19 protein-coding genes are annotated in these 22,833 nt (G+C 72.2%); 3 read left to right on the forward strand and 16 right to left on the reverse strand.

Annotated features, from left to right (window positions below; all coding sequences use genetic code 11):
• Positions 1-24 precede the first annotated feature (24 nt).
• From AC1QRC_RS18140 to AC1QRC_RS18175, 8 genes are all read right to left on the reverse strand, one after another.
• Positions 25-489, reverse strand: a complete 465-nt coding sequence (locus tag AC1QRC_RS18140; protein WP_484204630.1) for a hotdog fold domain-containing protein — start codon at positions 487-489, stop codon at positions 25-27.
• Complete coding sequence (locus tag AC1QRC_RS18145; RefSeq protein WP_484204631.1) at positions 486-2,483, reverse strand: ABC transporter ATP-binding protein; 1,998 nt, start codon at positions 2,481-2,483, stop codon at positions 486-488. The genes AC1QRC_RS18140 and AC1QRC_RS18145 overlap by 4 nt, the downstream gene beginning before the upstream one ends.
• On the reverse strand, positions 2,480-4,234 hold the full coding sequence (locus tag AC1QRC_RS18150) for an ABC transporter ATP-binding protein (RefSeq protein ID WP_484204632.1): 1,755 nt from the start codon (positions 4,232-4,234) through the stop codon (positions 2,480-2,482). Before AC1QRC_RS18150 ends, AC1QRC_RS18145 begins: the two co-directional genes overlap by 4 nt.
• An 80-nt stretch (positions 4,235-4,314) precedes the next feature.
• Positions 4,315-5,442 (reverse strand): hypothetical protein, encoded by a 1,128-nt coding sequence (locus AC1QRC_RS18155; protein ID WP_484204633.1) that lies wholly within the window; start codon positions 5,440-5,442, stop codon positions 4,315-4,317.
• A gap of 9 nt (positions 5,443-5,451) precedes the next feature.
• The gene (locus AC1QRC_RS18160; protein ID WP_484204634.1) at positions 5,452-7,050 is read right to left on the reverse strand and encodes a DUF7059 domain-containing protein; all 1,599 of its coding nucleotides are present in this window, start codon (positions 7,048-7,050) and stop codon (positions 5,452-5,454) included.
• Positions 7,051-7,103: 53 nt separating this feature from the next.
• Positions 7,104-9,104, reverse strand: coding sequence for an HNH endonuclease signature motif containing protein (locus AC1QRC_RS18165; protein ID WP_484204635.1), 2,001 nt, complete (start codon positions 9,102-9,104; stop codon positions 7,104-7,106).
• 530 nt (positions 9,105-9,634) lie between these two features.
• Positions 9,635-10,549, reverse strand: a complete 915-nt coding sequence (locus AC1QRC_RS18170; RefSeq protein ID WP_484204636.1) for a hypothetical protein — start codon at positions 10,547-10,549, stop codon at positions 9,635-9,637.
• Between the two features lie 180 nt (positions 10,550-10,729).
• Positions 10,730-13,078: a sodium-translocating pyrophosphatase gene (locus AC1QRC_RS18175; protein ID WP_484204637.1), complete on the reverse strand. Its 2,349-nt coding sequence runs from the start codon at positions 13,076-13,078 to the stop codon at positions 10,730-10,732.
• A 112-nt stretch (positions 13,079-13,190) separates the two neighbouring features.
• Between AC1QRC_RS18175 and AC1QRC_RS18180 the strand changes: the two genes are divergently transcribed.
• Positions 13,191-15,506: a DEAD/DEAH box helicase gene (locus AC1QRC_RS18180; protein ID WP_484204638.1), complete on the forward strand. Its 2,316-nt coding sequence runs from the start codon at positions 13,191-13,193 to the stop codon at positions 15,504-15,506.
• 58 nt (positions 15,507-15,564) lie between these two features.
• On the forward strand, positions 15,565-16,056 hold the full coding sequence (locus tag AC1QRC_RS18185; RefSeq protein ID WP_484204639.1) for an Asp23/Gls24 family envelope stress response protein: 492 nt from the start codon (positions 15,565-15,567) through the stop codon (positions 16,054-16,056).
• A 33-nt stretch (positions 16,057-16,089) separates the two neighbouring features.
• On the opposite strand, the gene AC1QRC_RS18190 is transcribed toward AC1QRC_RS18185, so the two are convergent.
• The 8 genes from AC1QRC_RS18190 to AC1QRC_RS18225 all read right to left on the reverse strand — a co-directional run bounded on the left by AC1QRC_RS18190 (position 16,090) and on the right by AC1QRC_RS18225 (position 22,049).
• Positions 16,090-16,491, reverse strand: coding sequence for an Rv3654c family TadE-like protein (locus AC1QRC_RS18190; protein ID WP_484204640.1), 402 nt, complete (start codon positions 16,489-16,491; stop codon positions 16,090-16,092).
• On the reverse strand, positions 16,488-16,817 hold the full coding sequence (locus AC1QRC_RS18195; protein WP_484204641.1) for a TadE family type IV pilus minor pilin: 330 nt from the start codon (positions 16,815-16,817) through the stop codon (positions 16,488-16,490). The genes AC1QRC_RS18190 and AC1QRC_RS18195 overlap by 4 nt, the downstream gene beginning before the upstream one ends.
• A 29-nt stretch (positions 16,818-16,846) precedes the next feature.
• Entirely contained in the window at positions 16,847-17,059 is a 213-nt protein-coding gene (locus AC1QRC_RS18200; RefSeq protein WP_484204642.1) for a DUF4244 domain-containing protein, read from the reverse strand.
• Between the two features lie 129 nt (positions 17,060-17,188).
• A complete protein-coding gene (locus AC1QRC_RS18205; protein ID WP_484204643.1) occupies positions 17,189-17,614 on the reverse strand; it encodes a type II secretion system F family protein in 426 nt (141 codons plus the stop codon).
• 167 nt (positions 17,615-17,781) lie between these two features.
• Positions 17,782-18,303, reverse strand: coding sequence for a type II secretion system F family protein (locus AC1QRC_RS18210; protein ID WP_484204644.1), 522 nt, complete (start codon positions 18,301-18,303; stop codon positions 17,782-17,784).
• 260 nt (positions 18,304-18,563) lie between these two features.
• A complete protein-coding gene (locus AC1QRC_RS18215) occupies positions 18,564-19,715 on the reverse strand; it encodes a TadA family conjugal transfer-associated ATPase (RefSeq protein WP_484204645.1) in 1,152 nt (383 codons plus the stop codon).
• On the reverse strand, positions 19,715-20,560 hold the full coding sequence (locus AC1QRC_RS18220) for a CpaE-like family protein (protein WP_484204646.1): 846 nt from the start codon (positions 20,558-20,560) through the stop codon (positions 19,715-19,717). Before AC1QRC_RS18220 ends, AC1QRC_RS18215 begins: the two co-directional genes overlap by 1 nt.
• Before the next feature lie 532 nt (positions 20,561-21,092).
• On the reverse strand, positions 21,093-22,049 hold the full coding sequence (locus tag AC1QRC_RS18225; protein ID WP_484204647.1) for a Fic family protein: 957 nt from the start codon (positions 22,047-22,049) through the stop codon (positions 21,093-21,095).
• Between the two features lie 189 nt (positions 22,050-22,238).
• Between AC1QRC_RS18225 and AC1QRC_RS18230 the strand changes: the two genes are divergently transcribed.
• On the forward strand, positions 22,239-22,796 hold the full coding sequence (locus tag AC1QRC_RS18230) for an AMIN-like domain-containing (lipo)protein (RefSeq protein WP_484206688.1): 558 nt from the start codon (positions 22,239-22,241) through the stop codon (positions 22,794-22,796).
• The last annotated feature ends 37 nt before the right edge of the window (positions 22,797-22,833 follow it).

The raw sequence follows: 22,833 nt of genomic DNA on the forward strand, positions 1-22,833 counted from the left end.
GTCCAGACCTTCCAGCGTCGTGGGTCACGGTCTCCTCTGCGTGACCCAGAGCCGGATGACCCCCTCCACCACGACGGCGCCGTCGGTGCGGACTGCCCTGACGCGCACCGGGACGTCCGGGTCCTCCCCGGTCCAGGCCGCCGGGTCCGTCTCGGCGATGCAGGTCACGTCCGTGTCCGCCTTCGCGGGATAGGTCACCTCCATCCCCTTGGGGATCCACCGCTTGTCCGCCGGGACGGACGCCTCGGCGAGCGCGCCCATCGCGGCCTCCAGCCCGTTGCAGACCGCGATGACGTGCAGGGTGCCGATGTGGTTCTGCACCCTGCGCCGCTTGCGCACGACCAGCTCCGCACGGTTGGGCTCGATCACGGTGAACGCGGGCCGCACGGTGGCGAAGTAGGGGGCCTTGCGCGCGAACGCGAGGGAGAAGGCGCGCCGTCCCATCGGCACCCGGGAGGACTTCTGCCACAGCGCAAGGAGTTGGGTCACGGCCCCTCCTCGTCGACGTCCACGGCCGACCCCGCGAACTGCGACTGGTAGAGCGCGGCGTACGCACCCCCGGCCGTGAGCAGCTCCTCGTGGGTGCCCTGCTCGACGATCGCGCCGTCCTGCATCACCAGGATCAGATCGGCGTCCCGGATCGTGGAGAGCCGGTGGGCGATGACGAAGCTGGTCCGGTCGCTGCGCAACGCGTTCATCGCGTGCTGCAACAGCAACTCGGTGCGGGTGTCCACCGAGGAGGTGGCCTCGTCCAGGATGAGCAGGGCCGGGTCGGACAGAAAGGCCCGGGCGATGGTGACCAGCTGCTTCTCGCCGGCGCTGATGTTGCCGCCCTCGGCGTCCAGCATCGTGTCGTACCCCTCGGGCAGGGAGTGCACGAACCGGTCCACGTAGGTGGCCTCGGCCGCCTGCTGGATCTCCTCCGCCGAGGCCTCCGGCCGACCGTAGGCGATGTTCTCCCGGATCGTCCCCTGGAACAGCCAGGTGTCCTGCAGCACCATCCCGATCCGCGAGCGCAGACCCTGCCGGGTCAGGGCGGTGATGTCCACCCCGTCCAGCGTGATCCGCCCCGAGTCCAGCTCGTAGAACCGCATCAGCAGGTTGACCAACGTGGTCTTGCCGGCACCGGTCGGCCCGACGATCGCGACCGTCTGCCCAGGGCGCACCTGCAGGTCCAGGTCGTGGATCAACGGACGCTCCGGGTCGTAGGAGAACGCGACGTCCTCGAACGCGACCTCACCGCGGGGATCCTGCAGGGTGACCGGCTGACCGCTCTCGGGCTGCTGCTCCTGCGCGTCCAGCAACTCGAAGACCCGCTCGGCCGAGGCCACCCCAGACTGCATGAGGTTGGCCATCGAGGCGACCTGCGTCAGCGGCTGGGTGAACTGGCGGGAGTACTGGATGAAGGCCTGCACCTCGCCCAGGCTCATCGTGCCGGAGGCGACCCGGAGCCCCCCGAGCACCGCGATGACCACGTAGTTCAGGTTCCCGACGAACATCATCGTCGGCATGATGATGCCGCTGACGAACTGGGCCCCGAACCCGGCGGAGTACAGGTCGCCGTTGGCCTTGTCGAAGGCGCGCCGGCTCTCCTCCTGCCGCCCGAACACCTTGATCAGCTCGTGCCCGGTGAAGGACTCCTCGACGATGCTGTTGACCTCGCCGGTGTGCCGCCACTGCCGGATGAAGTAGGCCTGCGCCCGTTTGCCGATCACGGCGGTCAGCACCATGGAAACCGGGATCGTGATCAGCGCCACGAGCGCCAACGTCGGCGAGATCACGAACATCATGGTCACCATCGCGACCACGGTGAGCAGCGAGGTCAGCAGCTGGCTCAACGTCTGCTGCAGGCTCTGCGAGACGTTGTCGATGTCGTTGGTGACGCGGCTGAGCAGCTCCCCCCGGGGTTGCCGGTCGAAGTAGGGCAGCGGCAACCGGTTGAGCTTGTCCTCGACATCGCGGCGCAGCCCGTAGATCGTCCGGTTGACGACCACGACCAGCACCCTGGCCTGCACCCAGGACAGCAGCGAGGCGACCAGGTAGATGCCCAGGACCCACAGCAGCACCTCGGCCACCGCCGGGAAATCGATGCCCTGCCCGGGGACCAGGAAGTCCATCGCGCCGATCATGTCGGCCATGCTGTCCTCGCCGGTGTCCCGCAACTCCTGCACGACCTCGTCCTGGCTGACCCCTGGGGGCATCTGCGTGCTGATCCACCCCGCGAAGATCAGGTCGGTGGCCCGGGCCAGGATGTAGGGCCCGACCGCGTTGAGCACGACGCTGACCGCGGCCAGGACCACGACCACGAGGAGCAGTGCCCGGTCCGGACGCAGCAGGCCGAGCAGCCGTTTGGCGCTGGCCACGAAGTGGGTCGGCTTCTCCGCCGGGACCCCGAGCCCCCCGCCGGGTTGCCCGTGGGTCGGCCGCGGCCCGCGACGTTCCTCGGCGGCCTTCTCCTCGGCCGACTTGATCCCCTCGCTCACGGCGCCACCTCCGCCACGAGCTGGGACTGGACGATCTCCTGGTATGTCGTGCAGCTGGCAAGGAGCTCCTCGTGCGTGCCCGTGCCGACCACCTCCCCGTCCTCCAGGACGACGATCTGGTCGGCGTCGATGATGGTCGACACCCGCTGGGCGACCACGATCACCGTGGCGTCGGCGGTCACCGGCTCCAGCGCGGCACGCAGCCGGGCGTCGGTGGTCAGGTCGAGGGCCGAGAAGGAATCGTCGAAGAGGTAGACCGCGGGGCGGCGCACCAGGGCCCGGGCGATCGCGAGCCGTTGCCGCTGACCCCCGGAGACGTTGCCGCCGCCCTGGGCGATCGGGGAGTCGATCCCCTCCGACATCTCCTGCACGAAGTCGGCGCCCTGGGCGATCCGCAGCGCCTCCCAGAGCTGCTCGATGTCGGCGTCAACGTCGCCGTAGCGCAAGTTGTCCGCGACCGTTCCCGTGAACAGGTAGGGCTTCTGCGGCACCAACCCGATCCGGCCCCACACCTCCTCCAACCCGGCCGACCGCACGTCGACGCCGCCGATCCGCACCGACCCGGCGGTCACGTCATACAGCCGGGGGATCAGGGACAGCAGGGTGGACTTGCCCGCCCCGGTGGACCCGATGATCGCCGTGGTGCGGCCCGGCCGCGCGGTGAACGAGACATCCCGCAGCACCGGCTCCTCCGCGCCGGGGTAGGCGAAGGTGACCTCCCGGAACTCGACCGGGACCGGCCCTGCCGGGATCGGCTCCGGTCTGGCCGGAGGACGCACGCTCGTCTCGGTGTCGAGCACCTCGACGATGCGGCCCGCGGACACCGCACCACGCGGGATCATGGTCGCCATGAAGGTCGCCATCATCACCGACATGAGCACGAAGATCAGGTAGGACATGAAGGCGGTCAGCGCGCCGATCTGCATCTGACCGCCCTCGATGCGGTGCGCGCCGAACCACAGCACGGCCACCGTCGAGGCGTTGAAGATCAACATCACGACGGGGAAGACCATCGCCATGAGCTTGCCCACGGCCAGGGCGGTCCCCGTGTACTGCGTGTTCGCCTCGGCGAACCGGGCGCGCTCGTGGTCCTCGCGGACGAAGGCGCGGACCACCCGGATCCCGGTGATCTGCTCGCGCAGGATCCGGTTGACCCAGTCGACCGACTCCTGCATCAGCGTGAACTGGGGCACCATCTTGCGGATGACGAGCGCGACGAAGATCGCCAGCAACGGCACCGCGACCGCCATCAGCCAGGACAGCCCGACGTCCTCACGCAGCGCCATCACCACCCCGCCGACCATCATGATCGGCACCGTCACCATCAGCGTGAGCCCCATGAACAGCACCATCTGCACCTGGGTGACGTCGTTGGTCGACCGGGAGATCAGCGTCGGCGCGCCGAAGCGGCCGACCTCCTGGGCGCTGAAGCTGGCGACCCGGTCGAAGACGGAGGCGCGCACGTCGCGCCCCACGGAGGCGGCGGTGCGTGAGCTGAGGTAGGTCGCGGCGATCGTCACCGTGATCTGCAGGAGGGAGACGCCGAGCATGACCGCCCCGAGCCGCAGGATCGGCTCGGTCAGCCCGAGCGCCACCCCCTCGTCGATGATGCGGCCGTTCAGGCTGGGCAGGAACAGCGAGGCGATGGTGCTGGCCAGTTGCAGGACCAGCACGAGCCCGACCAGGCCGGCATACGGCGCCAGGTGTGTCCGCAGGAGCCTGACCAGTGTCGATCCGGAGGCGTTTGGCACCAGAGCAGCATAAGCAGGTCCGGCGCCTGCCTCACCCCTGTTTATCCCCTGTCGCTGCTACGGGTTATCTCCTGGCGCAGTTACGGGCTGACGAACGGGAGCTCCCCGGTGCTGTACATCGAGACCACGGTCTGGGGCGAGCGGCCGTCCACCATGCCGAGGGTGAGGACCGCGACCGGACCATCGACAGCGGCGTCCCGGACGGTGACCAGGTCGCTCAACGGGAGGCCCGACTGGATGCTCTCGGAGTCGGCGAAGCGGCGCTCGAGGCCGGGTGCCGCCTCGCTCGCGGCGTCCTCGGAGGCGAAGTGGTAGGCGAGGGTCACGACCGCCTCCTCGCCCTCCACGCCGAAGCCGATGCCCAGCACGTCGAAGGAGACCGACCCCAGGTCCCCGTGAATCTCCTCGAGTCGCTCCATGGCCGCCGCCGCATCGTCCTCAGCGCCCGGCCGGCCGGCGATGCTCCACACGTCCAGGGGCCGGCTCGGGCCGAGGACCGCCCCGACGACATCGGCCTCGTCCAGCGCTTCGGCCACCGCCGCGTAGGACGCGTGGTCGGCGAAGGTGTCCGCCTCCCCGGCGACCCACGCAGACACGGCGGTGGTGCTGGGTGAGGCGGCGAGCCTCGAGTCCGCCTGTGCCATCCGCAGGGGCACGCCGAGCTGGCGCGCTGGGGTGGAGTCGGAGGGGTTGATCTGGCCGTCCTCCCCCTCACCGGCGGTGGAGACCCCGTCGGCGACCTCGGGGAGCCCGGCCAGGGCGTCCTCCGGCAGGTCGCCGGTCACGACCGTGAACGACTCGGGCGCCGCGTGCATCTCGGTGAACGCGTCGACGTCGCTCGGTGACCAGCCGAGTTCCTCGGCGAACTGCGCGTCCCGCTCCAGCGCCGACACGAACAGCTGCGGCAGGGGCACGTAGACGGGGAGAAACTCCCGGTCCTGGGGTAGTCCGCTGAGCCGGCTCGCCCACCGTGCGAAGTCCTCGCCGTCCTCGGGTCGCTCCAGTCCGGCGAGCTCACCGGCCGCGGTCAGGTCGCCAGTGCTGACTAACACCCCCTCCGCCGACGAGTGCGGCAACTCGGCCAGCGCCCCGAGCACGGTGTAGTCCTCCCCCGCGACCAGCCCGCCACTGCCCGAGCCGCCGCAGGCCGCGAGCGTGAGGCAGAGTGCGAGTGCGCCGGCTGCGCGGCCGGTTCGATAACGGGTCATCAGTACTCCTCAGTGCGTCATCTCAGGGTGGGTGAGCATCCCCGCGGCGACCAGTTCGTGGATCAGGTCCCCACCGGTGTCGAGGGTCGCCGCTGCGTCGACCCCGAGGAGTCCCGCGATCGCCTGGAGGGCCTGGCGGGCGGTCAACTCTCCGTCGCACACCCCGACGAGGGCGGCGCCGACGGTGTCCAGCCGCACCGTTCGACGCAGCCCCCCGCCCTGGCGGAGCTGGATGACGGTCGGGTCGGCCGCTCCGGGACGGCCGACTCGCTCCTCGGTGACGTCGGCGGCCACGGTCCAGGCCCGGTCGAGCAAGTCGTCCCGGGTGTGCTCCGCCAGCCAGGTCCGCGTCCTGAGCCCAGCCAGCACGGTGGGACCCATCGGGTGCGCCACAGCCCCTGTCTCCTCGACCAAGTCGCGCCACGGCCCCCGGTCCGTCGCGGGCCGTTGCAGGGTGATCACGCCGAAGCCGACCTCCTCCACCCCGCGGCTGCTGAAGTCGGCGAGCCAGGCGTCATACAGCTCCTCGAACTCTGGTGTCCCCGGGCGGTGACCTCCGTCGCGGACCCAGGTCTCGGCATACTCCGCGGGGTCCTGGGTGTCACGTTGGACCACCCAGGCGTCCAGCCCGGTCCCCTCCAACCAGCCACCGACCCGGTCGCGCCAGTCCTCCCCCAGGCCGGTCTCCCAGTTGCCCAGGAGCTGGGCGATCCCCCCGGGCCGGAGATGGTCCGCGACAGACCGGACAAGCTCGGCCACCAGAGTGTCGCCGGTGCCCCCGCCGTCGCGGTACTCATAGACCGGCACACCCTCGGCCCGCGGGGTGATGACGAACGGTGGGTTGGACACGATGAGGTCGAACTGCTCCCCGGCGATTGGGTCGAGGAGCGAGCCCGTCCGTAGGTCGAGGGGCAGGTCGTTCAGGACGGCGTTGAAGCGGGCGTAGGCGATCGCCCTGACCGAGATGTCGGTGGCCGTGACCGACTGCGCGTGCCCCGACAGGTGCATCGCCTGGACCCCGCACCCGGTGCCCAGGTCGAGGGCCTTGTCCACCTCCGGTCTGGGGGTCCAGTGGGCAAGGGTGGCCGAGGCCCCGCCCAGGCCCAGGACGTGGTCGGTCGGCAACGGGCCTGCGACGGTGGTCTCCCCGTGGTCGGACGCGAGCCACCACTCGTGCTGCTCGTCCCCATAGGGCCGCAATTCGCACGGCGCCCGATCATCCGACAACAGCCCCATGGTGCGCAGCCCCATCGAGCCGGTCCGCGGCAGCGCCTCGTCCAGCGCGCCGTCGGCGACGGGGAGCCCCAGGACCCAGAAGCGGATCAGCGTGCCGAGCGTGCCGGCCTCGCCGCCCTCGCGGGCGTCCTGAGTCGCACGAACCGCCGGCCCGGTGTGCCCCCGGTGCAGTGCCCCCGCGGCGACCGGGCCGAGGAACTCCTGCACCCGGTCGACGGTGTACCCGCACTCGAGCAGGTCGGCCCTGAGCGCGGCAGCCTGCTCCGGGGTCCCCACCGGGGGCGCGAAGCCTGCTCCCGGGGACTCGAAGCCTGCTCCCGGCTGCTCGACGGCTGCGCCCGGCGGACTCTGGGTGGGTTGGATCGGGTCCACGGCGCCTACCGTAATGGTGGCCGCCGGCTCATCAGCGGATCTGCCGCGCGTTCTCAGAACGGTGGCGGCGGCTCCTGGACCGTGGGATCCATCGGGGTCTCGGCCTCCCCCGTCAGGTCGGCACCGATCTCGGCCAGGATCTCCTCGGGTGTGGGCTGGTCCGGAGGCGGACCGGGGCGGCGCCTACTGCCCGGGCCCGACACGCGGTGACGGAGCTGGATGGGTGCCGTCCGGTGCAGGCTCCGCCGGGACTCGTCGACCAGGTCATTGTCTGCGTGATCGTCGTGCCCTGCCAGCCGGTCGTCCGGGTCACGATGCGCCAGGGCAGCGAACACCAGGCGATCCTGCAGGTCCCTGTCGCCCTCGGCTGCGCTCAGGTCCTCCATCGCCGATGACCCCACAGAGGCCCCCGAGGACGACCCGGCAGAGGACCCCGGGGACGACCCGGCAGAGGACCCCTGCGATGTGTAGGCCCGGTAGTCGTGTGCCCGCGTCGTGTAGCACCGACCGAACAGGGTGGTCCACGTGACCCGCCTCGTCCGGTCCATCGAGGTCTGCCACACCTTCCAGGTCTTGAGCTGGTGATGCGGCTTGTGCTTGGCGCTCAGACCCGTCTCCGAGGTCAGTCCGCCAGTCACCCCGTCGACGTAGGGGATCTCGTGATCGAGCTCGCAATCGTCCACGGGAACGAGGCATCCAGGCGCCCGGCAGTGCCTGTCCGCAGCGCGGATCTGGGTGCGCATCGGCGCATCGGGTCGGTAGGAGGTGACAGACCTCTCCACCGCCCTGCCGTCCATTGGATCGGTGACCAGACGGTGCAGCACGCCCCCGGTTGCGGCCGCGAGCTCACGCACGTGCTCGGCCGAGAGATACCCGTGCCCCGGTATGGCACCGACCCCGTCGCTCCCGGCCCCCAGCAGCACGTCCAGCGGGACGATGACCTCAAGGTTGATCGTGGGCTGCCCGGCGATGATGCGGGCGACGTCCTCCCCTACCTCGCTCACGAGGTCGTCGCTGTCTGCGTCGTTCTCCCCTTCGGGACTGGTCTCCCGTTCCGGCCTGGTCTCAGTTTCCGACCGGGTCGCGCCTTCCGACCGGGTCGCACCCTCCGGCCTGGTCCTACCTCCCGAGCCGTTCGCGCGCTGAGGGGGCGGGACCGTCGTCCCGTGGACGAGCAGCGACATCGCGATGTCCGAACGCAACTGCGCCAGGGTCCGAGGGTCGCCGGCCGCCTTGACGGCCCGGGCAATGCGGTCGATCCGATCAATCGCGGCGACCACCGAACTGGTCCCACCGGTGATGGTGAGCGTCCCCGTGCCGTCGTCCTCCAGCTCGGCATACGCATCCCGTCGTGCCACCGCGGCACGCCGGGAGGCCCGGGCTGCCTCGGGATCCTCACCGAGCAGCGCCGCCAACAAGCGGGCCAGGTCGTCCTTGGTCTCACCGAGGGAGGACCGTGCCCGGTCCCCCGGGTCAATGCCGGAGTCACGGGCCGACTTCGCCCGGTCCGAGCCTGGGCCGAACATGCGAGCCGCGACCTGCGCGGCGATCTCGACGGGCATCCGACGGCAGGCCTGCCACCAGGTCCGCACCTGCGACCACTGTGCCTCGCCCGTGGCCATCGCCGTCAGCGGAATGGCCACCGCCTGCCGCGGACCGAGCGCGAATCCGACCCGGTCGTGGCAGTCCTGGATCCCCCAGCCGGTGAGCAGCTGCAGCTCGTGGGCCACCACGGACTTCGTCTTGGCGCGCCAGCGTTCCCGGGCGGTCTTGGACAGCTCCTCCGCGCCTGCCACGTCGTCGCGGGCCAGGAGCTCCTCGCCCGTCGCCTCGGCGATGTCTCCCAGGACGCCGCTGAGTGCGGCGTCGGACCAGCGCCCGAGCACGAGAAGCCCCTCGGCCGCGGCCACGAGTTCGTCGTCCGTGGCTCGGTGCCTGCGGACGGAGCTCGGCCGTGCGGGCTCCTGCACCGAGGTGTCGCCCGCGAGGAGCGCCGCGGACACGGCACACAGGTGCTCGACGATGTGGGAAGGGAAGCCCGACGCCTCCAGCACCGCCGGTAGCGCAGCGCGTCCCGCACCGGGGGCAGGCACCGCCGACTCAGGTGCCTCCACCCCCGCCGACTCAGGTGCCTCCACCCTCGCCGACTCAGGTGCCTCCACCTCCGTCGGCTCAGGAGCTGCGGGGTCCGCACCCTGCTTCCCGGGGTGCGCCTCGGACGCCAGCCACTGCTCGGCAAGCCGGGCTGCGCGATGGGCCTCCGCCACGGCTGACGCGTCCGGACGGCACCAACCCATGGCACCAGGTGCGCGTGCCCCAGGCGCCCCGCCGGCCATGCCCTGCCGCCGACGTGCCGCGCCCGCGTGCCAGGCCCGGAAGGCGTCGGCCGCCACGGGGTCCCGGTCGGAGCCGATCCGGCAGCGCAGCTCCCCCACATCCGCACCCCTCGTCATACCGGTCACCGACTCCACCCCCTCCCAGAGGATTCATGTCCCGCGGGGCCCCTCCGGCCCCCCGGATCAAGCTGATACCCACACGCTAGCGCGCGCCACCGACAGAGCCGCTGACCTGCGACAACGTCGATCTACCACTCCCACATGAAGCCGCAGATCGTCTCCTCGACGTCGCTGCGAAATGCGTGCACCGAGTGGTCGGCGCGCAGCGCGATCTGCTCCCGCTCCAGCGGCCCGGCGCCCAGCTCTCCCCACCGGGCCCAGTCGACCCGTCGCGGCAGACGATCGGGGTGGAACTGAACCTCCAGGGCCATCGCCCCCACGGGCCGGCGCACGCCCCGGCGGAACTCCGGGGGCGGCGCGGTGTCGTAGTGGAAGACGGTCTGGTACTCCATCGTGGCGGTCTCCCCGGGGGCCAGCTCACTGGGGAACTGGATGTCCACCGCGAAGATCCCGGCGCCGAGCGGGTGAACCCGCCCGGCCCTTCCGCCGCGGGTCACCTCGATCGACGCCGCCGACGTATCGAACCGGTAGGTGTAGTGCGAGATCGGCTCCACCGCCTCGATGACCTGCATCGTGACGTGCCGTAGCGGCAGGCCTTGGCGCCCGAGGATGTGGTGCTCGTTGAGCGCGCGGGTCCGGTACTGCGCCCCGTTGACCGGTGACCGCACCACGTCCAGCACCGGCGACGGCGGCTCCCGATCGGCACGCAGCTGCTCCCACAGTTGGGCCCGGTGCACGTCCGTGAACTCGAAGGCCTGGATGAACCACTCCAGCGTCCGCCGGGACAGTACGTGCCCCGACAGGGCCCGGCCGACCGGGTCCTTCAGCCGACGCGGCAAGCGATCGTCCGACTCGTCAACCTCTCCCCTGTCCCACAAGTACTCCGCGATCACCATGGCCACGGCCCCCTGGTGCACCTCCACCGCCCCCGCACGCAACACGTGCCGACGCCACTGCCGCCGGTACGGCTCGTACTCGGCCAGCAGTGACCTGAGCAGGAGTCCGGCGCCGGGAGCACTTCGGCGCCCGGGGTGCGTACTCATGGGAGTTCCTTGCGTCGGGCTGGCGATCACGTTACCAATCTCTGTGCGCGCGCACACTGTTCGAGAACGCTGCCGGAGACACTCTCCGGGGCCGGACGACGCCGACCCCCCGGCCACGTGGGCCAGGGGGTCGGTATGCCGTCACGCAGGGGCCGCGGGGCCCTGCGGTGGGCGGGGGGGTCAGCTGCCGGCGGATCCCGCCGAGACGGACTCGTCGACGTCGCCGCCGATGGCCAGGTCCCGACGCTTGCTGATCCACACCGCGACCACGATCACGGCCAGGGCCACGAGGGCGATCAGCCAGCGGAGCATGTCGTTGGCGTTGTCCCCGATGGACAGCGACACGATGGCCGGGGCGATCAGCAGCGCCACCAGGTTCATCACCTTCAGCAGCGGGTTGATCGCCGGGCCGGCGGTGTCCTTGAACGGGTCGCCGACCGTGTCGCCGATGACCGTCGCCTCGTGGGCTGCCGTGCCCTTGCCACCGTGGTGACCGTCCTCGACGATCTTCTTGGCGTTGTCCCAGGCACCGCCGGAGTTGGCCAGGAACACCGCCATCAGCACGCCGGCGCCGATCGCGCCCGCCAGGTAGCCCGCCAGGGCACCGACACCCAGGGAGAAGCCGACCGCGATCGGGGCGAAGATCGCCAACAGACCCGGGGTAGCCAGCTCACGCAGGGAGTCCTTGGTGCAGATGTCGACGACGCGGGCGTACTCCGGCTTCTGCGTGTAGTTCATGATGCCGGGCATCTCGCGGAACTGGCGGCGCACCTCGAAGACGATGGCGCCCGCAGCCCGGGTGACCGCGTTGATGGCCAGACCGGAGAACAGGAAGACCACTGCGCCACCGAGCAGCACCCCGACCAGGGCACGCGGGTCGAAGACCAGGAACGACTGGAACAGCGAGCTGCCGTCCTCCGCGCTCACCTCGGAGCCGCTCTCCACCATGTCCCGCACCGAGGTGACGATGGCGTCCAGGTAGGAGCCGAAGAGCGCGGTCGCGGCGAGCACCGCCGTGGCGATGGCGATGCCCTTGGTGATCGCCTTGGTGGTGTTGCCGACCGCGTCCAGGTCGGTGAGGATCTGCGCGGCCTCACCGTCCACGTCACCGGACATCTCGGCGATGCCCTGCGCGTTGTCCGAGACCGGGCCGAAGGTGTCCATCGCGACGATGACGCCGACCGTGGTGAGCAGACCGCACCCGGCCAGGGCGACGAAGAACAGGGAGAGGATCAACGACCCGCCGCCAAGGGTGAACAACAGGTAGACGGCCGCCGCGATCGTCGCGGAGGTGTAGACGGCCGACTCCAGGCCCACGCCGATACCGGAGAGCACCACCGTGGCCGGGCCGGTCAGCGAGGTCCGGGCCACGTCCTTGGTCGGCCGGTCCTCGGTGCCGGTGAAGTAGCCGGTCAGCCACAGGATGAACGCCGCCAGCACGATGCCGATGATCACGGCGGCCGCGCCGCGGACGGCCGGGTTGAAGTCGGGCTGGGACGTCGCACCCAGGAAGAGTGACATCGGGTCGTTGACCTCGATGCCGTCGAAGTCCCACGGCAGGAAGACGAAGGCGGCCAGCGCGGAGGCGCCGGCGGCGACCAGCGCGGAGACGTAGAAGCCCCGGTTGATCGCGGACAGCCCGCTCTCACCCGGTCGGGTCTTGGTGATGTAGACGCCCATGATCGCGGTCAGCGTGCCGATCGCGCAGATGATCAGGGGGAAGGACAGGCCGCTCACGCCGAGCGCCGCGGTGCCGAGGATCAACGCTGCAACCAGCGTCACGGCATACGACTCGAAGAGGTCCGCGGCCATCCCGGCGCAGTCACCGACGTTGTCGCCGACGTTGTCCGCGATGGTGGCGGCGTTGCGCGGGTCGTCCTCGGGGATCCCCGCCTCGACCTTGCCCACCAGGTCCGCGCCGACATCGGCCGCCTTGGTGAAGATGCCGCCGCCGACCCTCATGAACATGGCCAGCAGCGCAGCGCCGAACCCGAAGCCCTCGAGGACCTTGGGGGCATCACCCTGATAGAGCAGCACCACCAGGGAGGCACCGAGCAGCCCGAGGCCGACGGTGAACATGCCAACCGTGCCACCGGTGCGGAACGCGATCCGCATCCCCAGGTCCTTGCCCGTGGTGCGCGCGGCCTCGGCGACGCGCATGTTGGCCTCGGTGGCCAGGCTCATACCCAGGTAGCCGATCGCCGCGGAGGACCCGGCTCCCAGGAGGAAGAACACCGAGCGTCCGCCCCGCACCCACCAGTCGTCGGCGGGCAGCGCCATGAGGAGGAAGAAGGCCAGGACCGCGAAGACACCGAGGGTCTTGAACTGCCGTTGCAAGAACGCCTGCGCACCCTCCTGCACCGCGGCACCGATCTGTTTCATCGAGTCCGTGCCTGCCGAGGTCGTCAACACCTCCTGCCGGAAGCGGAAGCCCATCACCAGGGCAGCAACCGAGATCAGCAACACGACCACGACGATGGAGTACTCCCCACCGCCGAGATCGATGTCACGCGTCAGAACAGGCGTCATCGTTCCTCCTGGGCACGTCGGCATCGACGCACGGACCGTTGTGATGTTGCGGCAACTCTAGGGGGTGCACCCCGACAATCCGTGTCCGACCCACGGCATACCGTGTCCGACGATGACCGACCCACCCACCGGACCCTCCCGGTTCGACCCCTCACGGGTGCTCGCGCAACTGTCCCGCGGCGACGAGCGGCTGGTCCATGTGCACCGTGTCCCCGCGCGGGAGGCGGTCACCGAGCCCTGGCCGGAGTGGGTCGACCCGACCGTGTATGCCGCATGGTCGGGTCAGGGCATCACCCGCCTGTGGCGGCACCAGGCGCAGGTCGCCCGGCTCGCCCGCGAGGGACGGCACACGGTGTGCGCCACGGGCACCGCGTCCGGCAAGTCACTGGGATACCTGGTGCCGGTGCTGTCGGCGCTGGCCGAGGGCACCCAGGCACCCACGGGTCGGGGCGCCACCGCGCTCTACCTGGCGCCGACCAAGGCCCTCGCGGGCGACCAACTGGCCCGGTTGGAGTCGCTCGCCCTGCCGGGGGTGCGGTGCGCGACTTATGACGGGGACACCGCGCCGGAGGAACGGCGGTGGATCCGCGACCACGCGCACTACGTGCTGACCAACCCGGACCTGGTGCATCACTCGCTGCTTCCGGGGCACCCGCAGTGGGTGCCCTTCCTGCGCGCGCTGCGGTTCGTCGTGATCGATGAGTGCCATGTCTATCGGGGCGTGTTCGGGGCGCACGTCTCGGCCGTGCTGCGGCGGCTTCTGCGGGTGGCGGCCCGCTACGGCTCCCACCCGATCGTGCTCCTGGCCTCGGCGACCGTCGCCGATCCTGCGGGCCACGCCTCGCGGCTGGTCGGGCAGGAGGTGGTGGCGGTCACCGAGGACGGGTCGCCACGGCAGGCCGCGACCTTCGGGCTGTGGGAGCCTCCCCTGACCACCGAGGGCGCCCGGCGGAGCGCGGTCGCCGAGACCGCGGACCTGCTCGCCGACCTCGTGGTGCGCGACGTGCAGACCGTGGCGTTCGCCCGGTCGCGGGTGGGGGTGGAGGTGGTCGCCCAGGCGGCCCGGCGGGGATTGGAGCCGGTGGACCCCCGCCTGGCGGGCCGAGTGGCCGCCTACCGCGGTGGCTACCTGCCCGAGGAGCGGCGGGAACTGGAGGAGCAGCTCCGGTCCAGGGCACTGCTGGGCCTGGCGGCCACCACCGCGCTGGAGCTGGGCATCGATATCGACGGGCTGGACGCTGCCCTGTTGGCCGGCTGGCCCGGGACGCGGGCGTCCTTCTGGCAGCAGGCGGGACGGGCGGGGCGCTCCGGTGCGGAGTCGCTCGCGGTGTTGGTGGCCGGGGACGACCCGCTCGACACCTTCCTGGTGCACCACCCCGAGGCCATCTTCGAGGCACCGGTCGAGTCCAGCATCATCGACCCGACGAACCCGCACGTCCTGGCACCCCACCTGGCCGCCGCCGCGGCCGAGCTCCCACTGACCGAGCAGGACACCGCGTGGTTCGGCCCGGGCGTCCCCGCGCTCGCCGAGTCCCTGGTCGCGGCCGGTGTGCTGCGGCGCCGCCCCAGGGGGTGGTACTGGGCACGGCCCGACCGTGCCGCCGACCACGTCCGGTTGCGTGGAATCGGTCAGCAGGTGCGGATCGTGGAGTCCGACACCGGCCGGGTGTTGGGCACCGTCGACGAACCGCGGGCGCCATCCGTCGTGCACACCGGAGCGGTCTATGTGCACCAGGGTCAGCCGTATGTCGTCAGCGGGCTCGACCTGACCGACGGCAGTGCGTTCGTGGTCCCGGGGGACCCCGGCTGGAGCACGCAGGCCCGGTCGGTGAGTGAGTTCGCCATCGGCGGGGTGCAGGAGGAGACGGCCTGGGGTCCGGTGCGGCTGCACCTCGGGCAGGTCCGGGTCACCAGCCAGGTCACCTCGTTCCTGCGCCGGCTCCCCACGGGCGAGGTCATCGGCGAGCACCCGCTGGACCTGCCCGCCTCGACCCTGGACACCGTCGCCGTGTGGTGGACCCTTCCCGAGGGAGAACTGGCGACTGCCGGGGTGTCGGCGGCAGACGTCCCCGGGGCGTTGCACGCAGCGGAGCACGCCTCGATCGGGCTGCTGCCCCTGATCGCAACCTGCGACCGGTGGGACATCGGCGGGGTGTCGACCGCGCTCCACCCCGACACGGGGCTCCCGACGGTGATGGTCTACGACGGGCACCCGGGTGGCGCGGGCTTCGCCGAGCAGGGCTATCGTCGCGCCGCCACCTGGCTGTCGGCGACCCTGGAGGCCATCGAGTCCTGCGGCTGCCGCACCGGCTGCCCGTCCTGCGTGCAGTCCCCCAAGTGCGGCAACGGCAACAACCCGCTGGACAAGGCGGCTGCGCGGGTGGTGCTGCGACACGTCCTGCGCCGGGCACCGCTTGGCGGGACCTGATGCCCGGGCCGCAGTATGGTCAAAGCGTTCTGGACCGACTGCCCCGGAGGTGTTCCCCATGCTGGTCATCGGTGTGATCCTGAGCCTGATCGCCCTCGTGGTGGTCGGGTTCATGGCGTTCGGCACGGCCAACCTGGAGAAGATCGAGATCGACCTCTGGGTGTTGACCGCCAACCTCAACCCGCTCGAGATCTTCGGACTGGGCGCGCTGAGCATCGTGGTGCTCGCCGTCGGGCTTGTCCTGATCTTTGCCGGGTTGCGCCGGCAGCGACGCAAGAGCAAGGAGCTCCAGGAGTTGCGCCACCGGGCCCAGCAGGCCGACCGCACCTCCCCGCGCGACGAGAGCGGTGCCGCCGGGCGCACGTCCCGGTCCGGGCATGGCTCTAGGGACGTCGGACGGGAAACCCCCGGCACCGGGACCTCGGACCCTTCGGACGACCGGGTGGTGCGTGGCGGCGACCCCGCGAAGGGGACGGCAGAGGGCCGTGACGGGCGCATCGACATCCCGATGGACCACCGCCAGCCGCGTGCCGACGGCGAGGGCCGCTGACCGCGCACAGACGCCCGGAAGAGGCCCACGGGATTACCGCTCCCCTGCCGGCACACCCCCGGCGCGGGCCCTGGCCTGCGCTGGGCCGAGCCCTGCAACGGGGTGTTGCACCTCGACCAGCAGGGTGATGCTCGGGCCGAGGAGGCCCTCACCCTCGGCCGTCCGACACTCGGTGAGGCGGGCGCCGTTGCGGCGGGCGACGTCCTCGGCCTGGGCACAGGCGGCCTCCCCCGTCTCGCCGGACAGCAGCCGACCCGCCCCCGCGAGCGCCGCGAGGTCGGCCGCGGAGCTGGCCCTGCCTGACGCCGCCAGCGCCGCACCGACCGTGAGCAACAGGCCCAGCAACATCAGGCAGACCCCCGTGACGCCGAGGCCCAGCACCGTGGCGGAGCCCCGCTCGGTCTGCGGCGTGGCGCGGCGGGATCCGGTCTTCATGGGTCCACCACGCCGGGCTCCAGCGCAGCGACGGCGTTGGAGCTGGCCGCCGGACCTCCGAACAGCAAGCGCCGCGGCGGCGCGGTCACCTGCACCAGCACCTCCCCGCCGCCGACCTCGACGCTGATCACCGATCCCTCCGGCGCTACCCGGGCGGCAGCCTCCCGCGCCGTGGCCACCGGGTCACCGCGGGATGCGGCCCGCGCTGCGACGCGGGCCGCATCCGCGCAACGGACCTGGTCCACGGCCAGCCCCAGCCCCGCCAGACAGAGCGCGAGCACCACGAGCACGGCGGGGATGACCACAGCCAGCTCGGCCGCAACCATCCCGCGCTCGCCATGGCGCCCGCGCCACCTCACAGCACGACCGACAGCGCGGTGGTGATGATGGTCGTGATCAGGTCTGAGATGCCTCCCGACTTCACGATCCCGAACAGCACGGCCGCCAGCGCACACGCGGCGAGCGTGCCGACGGAGTACTCCGCCGTCGACATCCCCGCCTCTCGCGCGCCGGACACCGCCTCGGTGAGCCGGCGCCAGCCGTGACGCCGCTCCAGTGACTTCCTCATGCTTGCCTCCATCCCTGCGGGGAACCGGATGTTCCCTTTGGGGAAGGCTCACTCAGCGGCACGGACGGTGGAAGGCGCTGCCCAGGATCTGTGGACAGCCGTGCGGTCCGGACCTCGCTGTGCACAACCTCAGGACCCCAGCAGGACACCGGTGGCCAGGGCCAACACGACCGGCACGACGGTGGTCAGCAGGAAGGCTGGCAGGAACAACAGCCCCAGCGGCAGCACGAGACGCACCCCAAGCCGAGCCGCTGCCGCCTCCAACTCGGCATCTCGGTCCCGGCGCAGGTCGGCGGCCGCGGCCCTGAGCAGGGCTGCCGGGGGCACACCCGCCTGCTGCGCCAGGGAAAGGGCGCGATGCACCGGCTCCCAGTCCGGTCCCGCGACGGACCACGCCCGGTCCTCATAGCCCCACGCAACGGCGGCGGCCACCCGGGCGAGTTCGGCGCCCCGTCGGCCCCGGAGGACACCGGCAACCTCCTCAAGAGCCGGGACCACCGCCGCCCCGGTGGCGATGGCCACCGCGATCAGTTCCATCGCCTCCGTGACCGGCACCTCGGGCTCCCGACCGCGGGCCCCTCCCCCAGGAGCGCCCCACGGGCGCCTTTGACCTCCGGGGCGGCCCCCGCGCCGCGGCCTCCAGCCCGGTCCGGGCTGGACGCGTCCGCCGCAGGCAACCCAGACGGCGAGCCCGACCAGGGCACCGGTCAGCACGGCCCACATCACTCCTCCCCGGCCGCCACCCGCACGATCATGCGGCGCACGACGGCACGCCCCAGGAGCAGCACGAGCAGCCCTGCCCCAAGACTCGCCTGCGCCAACGGGGTCCCGTACAACTGTGCCGGCGAGAAGCCCAGCAACAGCCCAACCCCCATCCCACCGAGCGGGAGGAGCGAGAGCAGCATCGCGGTGGCCTGCGCCCCGGCCGTGGCGCCGGAGACCCGCCCCTGGTGAGCCACCCTGGCACGGGCCACGGTCGCCGCAGTGGCGAGCGCGTCGGCCAGCGGCGCTCCGGTGCGCTCGCTCAGCGCCCAGGCCCGCGCGACGACGGTGAGATCCGGGTCGGCCTCGGCGCGGGCGACCTTGAGCCAGACCGGTGCGAGCGGACGGCCCTCCCGCGCCGCACGCACGACGGGGTCGACCACCCTGGCGCGCACGGGGTCCGGCACCGCGCCACCTGCCACCTGCAGCGCCTCGACCGTCGGCAGTCCGGTGCGCAACGCCGCCGCGGCCGCATCGAGCAACGGCAGGAGCGTCCCGCGCTGACCCGGGCGCAGCCGAAGAGCCCAGCGCTGCAACCGCGAGCCGAGTTGGAGTCCCGTGGTCGACGAAACTCGCGTTGTTGGCGAGACGCCCGACGTCGGCAAGCCTGCCACCCCCTGGCGCCGACGCGTCCCTGTGGAGTCGGACCGCGACGACGGCAGCTCCACGCCTGCGGCAGCGGCCCGCAACGCGCGGCGGGACGGCCAACAGAGCACCGCGAGCGCGAGCAGCACGGCCGCGGTCACGACATCCCCACCCGCTGGGTGAGCCGTGGCCAGGCGGATTCGCGGACTACCCGCCACCCGCCGTCCGGAGTGGTGCCCACGGTCAGGGCCGGGTCCACCTGGACCCGGCCGTCGGCGCCGCGGGTCAGCAGGGCGATCTCCTGCACCTGCCGGGAACCGCCCTCCCGGGTCAGGTGCACGACGGCGTCGAGCGCACTCCCGACCTGGGCGTGCACCGCCGCCGGACCGAGCCCGGCCAGTGCCCCGAGCGCCTCGAACCGGCTGACCACGTCGGCACTGGCGTTGGCGTGGAGCGTGCCGCATCCACCCTCGTGGCCGGTGTTGAGCGCGCCCAGCAGTTCCCGCACCTCCGGGCCACGGACCTCGCCCACGACCAACCGGTCCGGACGCATCCGCAGCGACTGTCGCACCAGGGTGGTCAGCGTGATCTCCCCCTTGCCCTCGATGTTGGCCGGTCGGCCCTGGAGACGCACGACGTGCGGGTGTCGGACGGCGAGCTCGCGCACGTCCTCGACCACGACAATGCGTTCGTCGTCCCCGACCTGCCCGAGCATCGCTCCGAGCAGCGTGGTTTTGCCGGTCCCGGTGCCGCCGGTGACGACGAAGGCGAGCCTGCTCCGGACCATCGCGTGCAGCAGCGAGCCGACCTCGGCGGGGTACATCCCCAACTCCTGCAGGCCCGCGAGATCGGGAGTCAACCGACGGGGCACGCGCAGGCTCAGGTGGGCGCCGCCCTCCACCAGGGGCGGGAGCACGGCGTGCAGGCGGATCCCGCCCGGCAGGAGCCCGTCGACGGCCGGGTTGGCGTCGTCGAGTCGCTGCCCGGCGAGGGCGGCGAGCCGCACCGCGAGCCGTCGCACCGGCTGCTCCCCCAAGGCCTGTTCACCGACCCGGCGCAGGCCCTCCCCGGCATCGACCCAGACGCCCTCGGCACCGTTGACCAGGATGTCGGTGACCGTCTCGTCGGCGAGCAGGTCCTGCAGGGGCCCGAGCCCCAGCACGGCCCGGTGCAACTCGTCGCGCAGACCGGCCGCACCGTCCTCCCCGAGCCTTCCGACCTGCGCGCGGGCGACCTCGGTGACCCCCTCCTCCGTGGGTCCGCGCCCCTGGCGGACCTGCCGCCACACCGCCTCGTCGGTCGAGACCATCAGCCCGGTCCATCCGTCCGTGGGGTGCGCGGATCCCCTCGACCGTCGACATCCGTCGACCCGGGCGCCAGTTCGGCCAGCACCTGGTCCGCGACCCGGGAGAGCTCCCCACCGGTCCCGACCGGCCTGCCGCGCACCAGGTCGACGGCCACCGAGTCGTCCTGTCCCAGCTCGGCTAGAATCGGGAGACCGAGCGCGGCCGCCACCCACTCGGGCTCGACCCCGCCGGGGGCCAGGCGCAGGACGGTCCCGCGGACCCGGCCGTTCCCGCCGACACGGTCGCTCCGCTGTGGCTCACCGGATGTGCACTGGGCGACGGCACCCTCCAGCACGGCGCGGGCCGGGCGCAACCCGTCGATAGCGCCTCCGACGATCAGGATGATCTCGTCGCAGGCGTCTAGCCATTGCCACCACCCGGCACTGCCCGCGGCAGGGAGGTCGACCACGACCAGGTCGACGCAGGTCCGGAGCGCGGGGAGCACCGACCAGGGCTCGGGCACGTCGACCGGTGGCGCGGCCTCCCACGACAGCACGGACAACCCGCCGGACCCCGGGAGCTCGGCGAGCAACGCGTCACCGCGCGGCGCACGCATCGTGGCAAGGTCGGGCCACCGGGCCCCGGGCACGGCGTCGAGGCCGACGAGGACGTCGAGGCCGCCACCCCAGGGGCACCCGTCGACGGCGCACGCTCGGCGGCCGGCCGCCACGGCGCGGACGGCGAGCGCCGCAGTCAGGATGCTGGCGCCCACTCCCCCGGAGACCCCCTGGACCCCGAGCACCCGGCCCCGGGGCCGCCCCCGTGGCTCCGGCGCGCGGGACGTCTGTGGCGCTGTCGCGGTCGGCATGTCCCCAACCAACCGGTCGCGGCCGGGCGCTGCCAGGGGCGGGCCCGGGCCTGTGGACGAACCGTGGCGCGCGACCGCGCTGTGGACGGCGCAGAAAAGTCCCGGGAAAGGGGACGGCCCCCGCGGGGGGAGCGGGGGCCGTCGACGTCACAGGCCAGGGGGGGATGACCCGTGACGCCCGCGCTCAACCCTTGCGGGGAGCGCATGTGACAAGTATGGCCCTTCGCGGGGGCTGATGCAAACTCTGCCCGCCACGCGGGCGCGCCACGAGGGTGCCATCCGGGCATTTCCGCAGATGACAGGGCCTTGGACAACTCTTGGACGCTTCTTTGCTCGCTACTTACTCGGCGCTGTCGCCGCGCCGTCTGTGCGGTGTCGGTGACCACCCGGGCGAACAGAGCGTGCATTCGTGTATGTCAGATCGGGGGCAAGCCCCGGTCTCGACCGGTCCAACCAGTGGACTGCCCGCGCGTGGGTGCCCGGGTGGTCACCTGTGAGGCGATCGCAAACCGCGCTCTCCTCCGCGTCCTTTCTACTCCTCGAGGAGACTCTTGGGAAGACCCCGACCGGTCTGCCCGGGCCGATCCGTCGGCCCGTCGGGGCCGGGGCCGAGCCGCCCCGCGAGCACCGCGTCGGCAATCCCCACCCCCTCGCCCGCCGCCGTGACGATGCCCTCGGCGCAGTGCAGCAGCCAGAGCCGCACGCCCTCGGGCCCGCCCTGTCCGTATGCCGTGAGGGCACCCCGGTAGTCGGCCCCCACCTTCGCGCTGTGGCCGGCCTCGACGACCGCGACGCCCGTCGGGTCCAGGCCACCGGCCCGGACGACGACTCGCTCCATGGCCCGGGCGACCAACAGGTTGCCGGCCACGAACGGCCGCGCCGTCGCGATCTCGGCGTGCACCAGCGCGCCGACGATCAGCGCCGACGCGCCGGCCTCCAGGGACCGCAGCAGGTCCCCCACGAGACCCATGCGCACCTGAACCTCCGCCCCGCCTGGGGCCGGCCCGAGCTCCGCGGCCTCACGGCAGTCCTCCCCCGCCGTCCGGGGCCGCCCGACCTGGTCCGGCGGCAGCAGCTCCGCGCCCGCGGCCACGTGCAGCCGCGCCAGCACCTGGGCCGGCGAGCGCAGCGCCGCCGTGTCGACGAACTCGGTGGCGGCGGTCACCTGCACCGCCGCCTTCGCCGTCCGCTCCACCGGGCCGGGCTCCGCGGGCCAGCGCCCCGCGCCGCGCATGATGTCGCGCAGCACGGTCAGGCTCCCCCGGGACCCGGCGACCTCGGCCCCCTCCAACAGGGCCGTCGCCGCCGCACCCCGCACCCTGGACTCCGCGGCGGCCTCCGGGATCCTGCGCCGCAGCGCCTGGTGCCACCGCAACTCCGTGCAGGCGCCGCGGGCCCGGTCCACGGCCGCGGCCACACCCGGCGCCTTGCCGAGGGAGGCGACGTGGGCAGCGACGTCGGCGGCAACGCCGGTGCGACCTGTATTCACCGGTCAACCCTACGTCGGCCCGCCCCAACCAGCGGGGCCCCCGCGGCGTCTGCAGGGTGTGACGCGTCCGCGCCGCACGTCAGGGGCTCCGCCCCGGTAGAGGAGGACACCATGAGCACTATCCGACCCCGCCGTCCGCGTCTCCTGGCCGGCGCCCTCGCGATGATCACTGCGACGCTCACCCTCGGGATGGGCACCTCTTCCGCGGTGGTGAGCACCGCCGCCCCAGGCGTGGGTGCGACGACGGTGGAGCGGGGCGCGGCCGGCGCCCCCGCCAGCTTCTGCGGCCTCGTCTGGGGCTCGCTCCCCCGGGTCGGCGCCGCATCCGGCCAGGCTGGCACGGTGCACGACGTCCGGTCCGGCCGGCACGCCTGCTACGACCGGCTGGTCATCGACGTTGCCGGTGAGCCGGGACGGCTCGGCTACGACGTCCGCTACGTGGATGCCGTGCGGGCACCCGGCACCGGCACCGCCCTCACCCTGGCGGGCGCCGCCGACCTCCAGATCGTGTTGCGCAGCCCCGCCTACGACGACGCCGGGCGGGCGACCTACCTCCCGGGGGACCCCGCACGCCTGGTGCGGGTCGCGGACTACCGCACCTTCCGGCAGGTCGCCCGGGCCGGCAGCTTCGAGGGCGAGACGACGTTCGGGTTGGGCGTCCGCGCACGGCTCCCGTTCCGGGTATTCGTGCTCGACGGACCCGGCTCCGGAGCCCGCCTCGTGGTGGATGTGGCACACCGGTGGTGAGCCCGCCCGCCCCGCGGTGCCGACCGCTGACCGTGCG

It is taken from the genome of Ornithinicoccus sp. (assembly GCF_057176825.1).

Bases quoted from the DNA above. Each gene is read 5' to 3' on its own strand.
- AC1QRC_RS18155 (WP_484204633.1), bottom strand. From the start codon at position 5,442: ATGACCCGTTATCGAACCGGCCGCGCAGCCGGCGCACTCGCACTCTGC.
- AC1QRC_RS18170 (WP_484204636.1), bottom strand. From the start codon at position 10,549: ATGAGTACGCACCCCGGGCGCCGAAGTGCTCCCGGCGCCGGACTCCTG.
- AC1QRC_RS18175 (WP_484204637.1), bottom strand. From the start codon at position 13,078: ATGACGCCTGTTCTGACGCGTGACATCGATCTCGGCGGTGGGGAGTAC.
- AC1QRC_RS18180 (WP_484204638.1), top strand. From the start codon at position 13,191: ATGACCGACCCACCCACCGGACCCTCCCGGTTCGACCCCTCACGGGTG.
- AC1QRC_RS18185 (WP_484204639.1), top strand. From the start codon at position 15,565: ATGCTGGTCATCGGTGTGATCCTGAGCCTGATCGCCCTCGTGGTGGTC.
- AC1QRC_RS18190 (WP_484204640.1), bottom strand. From the start codon at position 16,491: ATGAAGACCGGATCCCGCCGCGCCACGCCGCAGACCGAGCGGGGCTCC.
- AC1QRC_RS18195 (WP_484204641.1), bottom strand. From the start codon at position 16,817: ATGGTTGCGGCCGAGCTGGCTGTGGTCATCCCCGCCGTGCTCGTGGTG.
- AC1QRC_RS18200 (WP_484204642.1), bottom strand. From the start codon at position 17,059: ATGAGGAAGTCACTGGAGCGGCGTCACGGCTGGCGCCGGCTCACCGAG.
- AC1QRC_RS18215 (WP_484204645.1), bottom strand. From the start codon at position 19,715: ATGGTCTCGACCGACGAGGCGGTGTGGCGGCAGGTCCGCCAGGGGCGC.
- AC1QRC_RS18220 (WP_484204646.1), bottom strand. From the start codon at position 20,560: ATGCCGACCGCGACAGCGCCACAGACGTCCCGCGCGCCGGAGCCACGG.
- AC1QRC_RS18230 (WP_484206688.1), top strand. From the start codon at position 22,239: ATGGGCACCTCTTCCGCGGTGGTGAGCACCGCCGCCCCAGGCGTGGGT.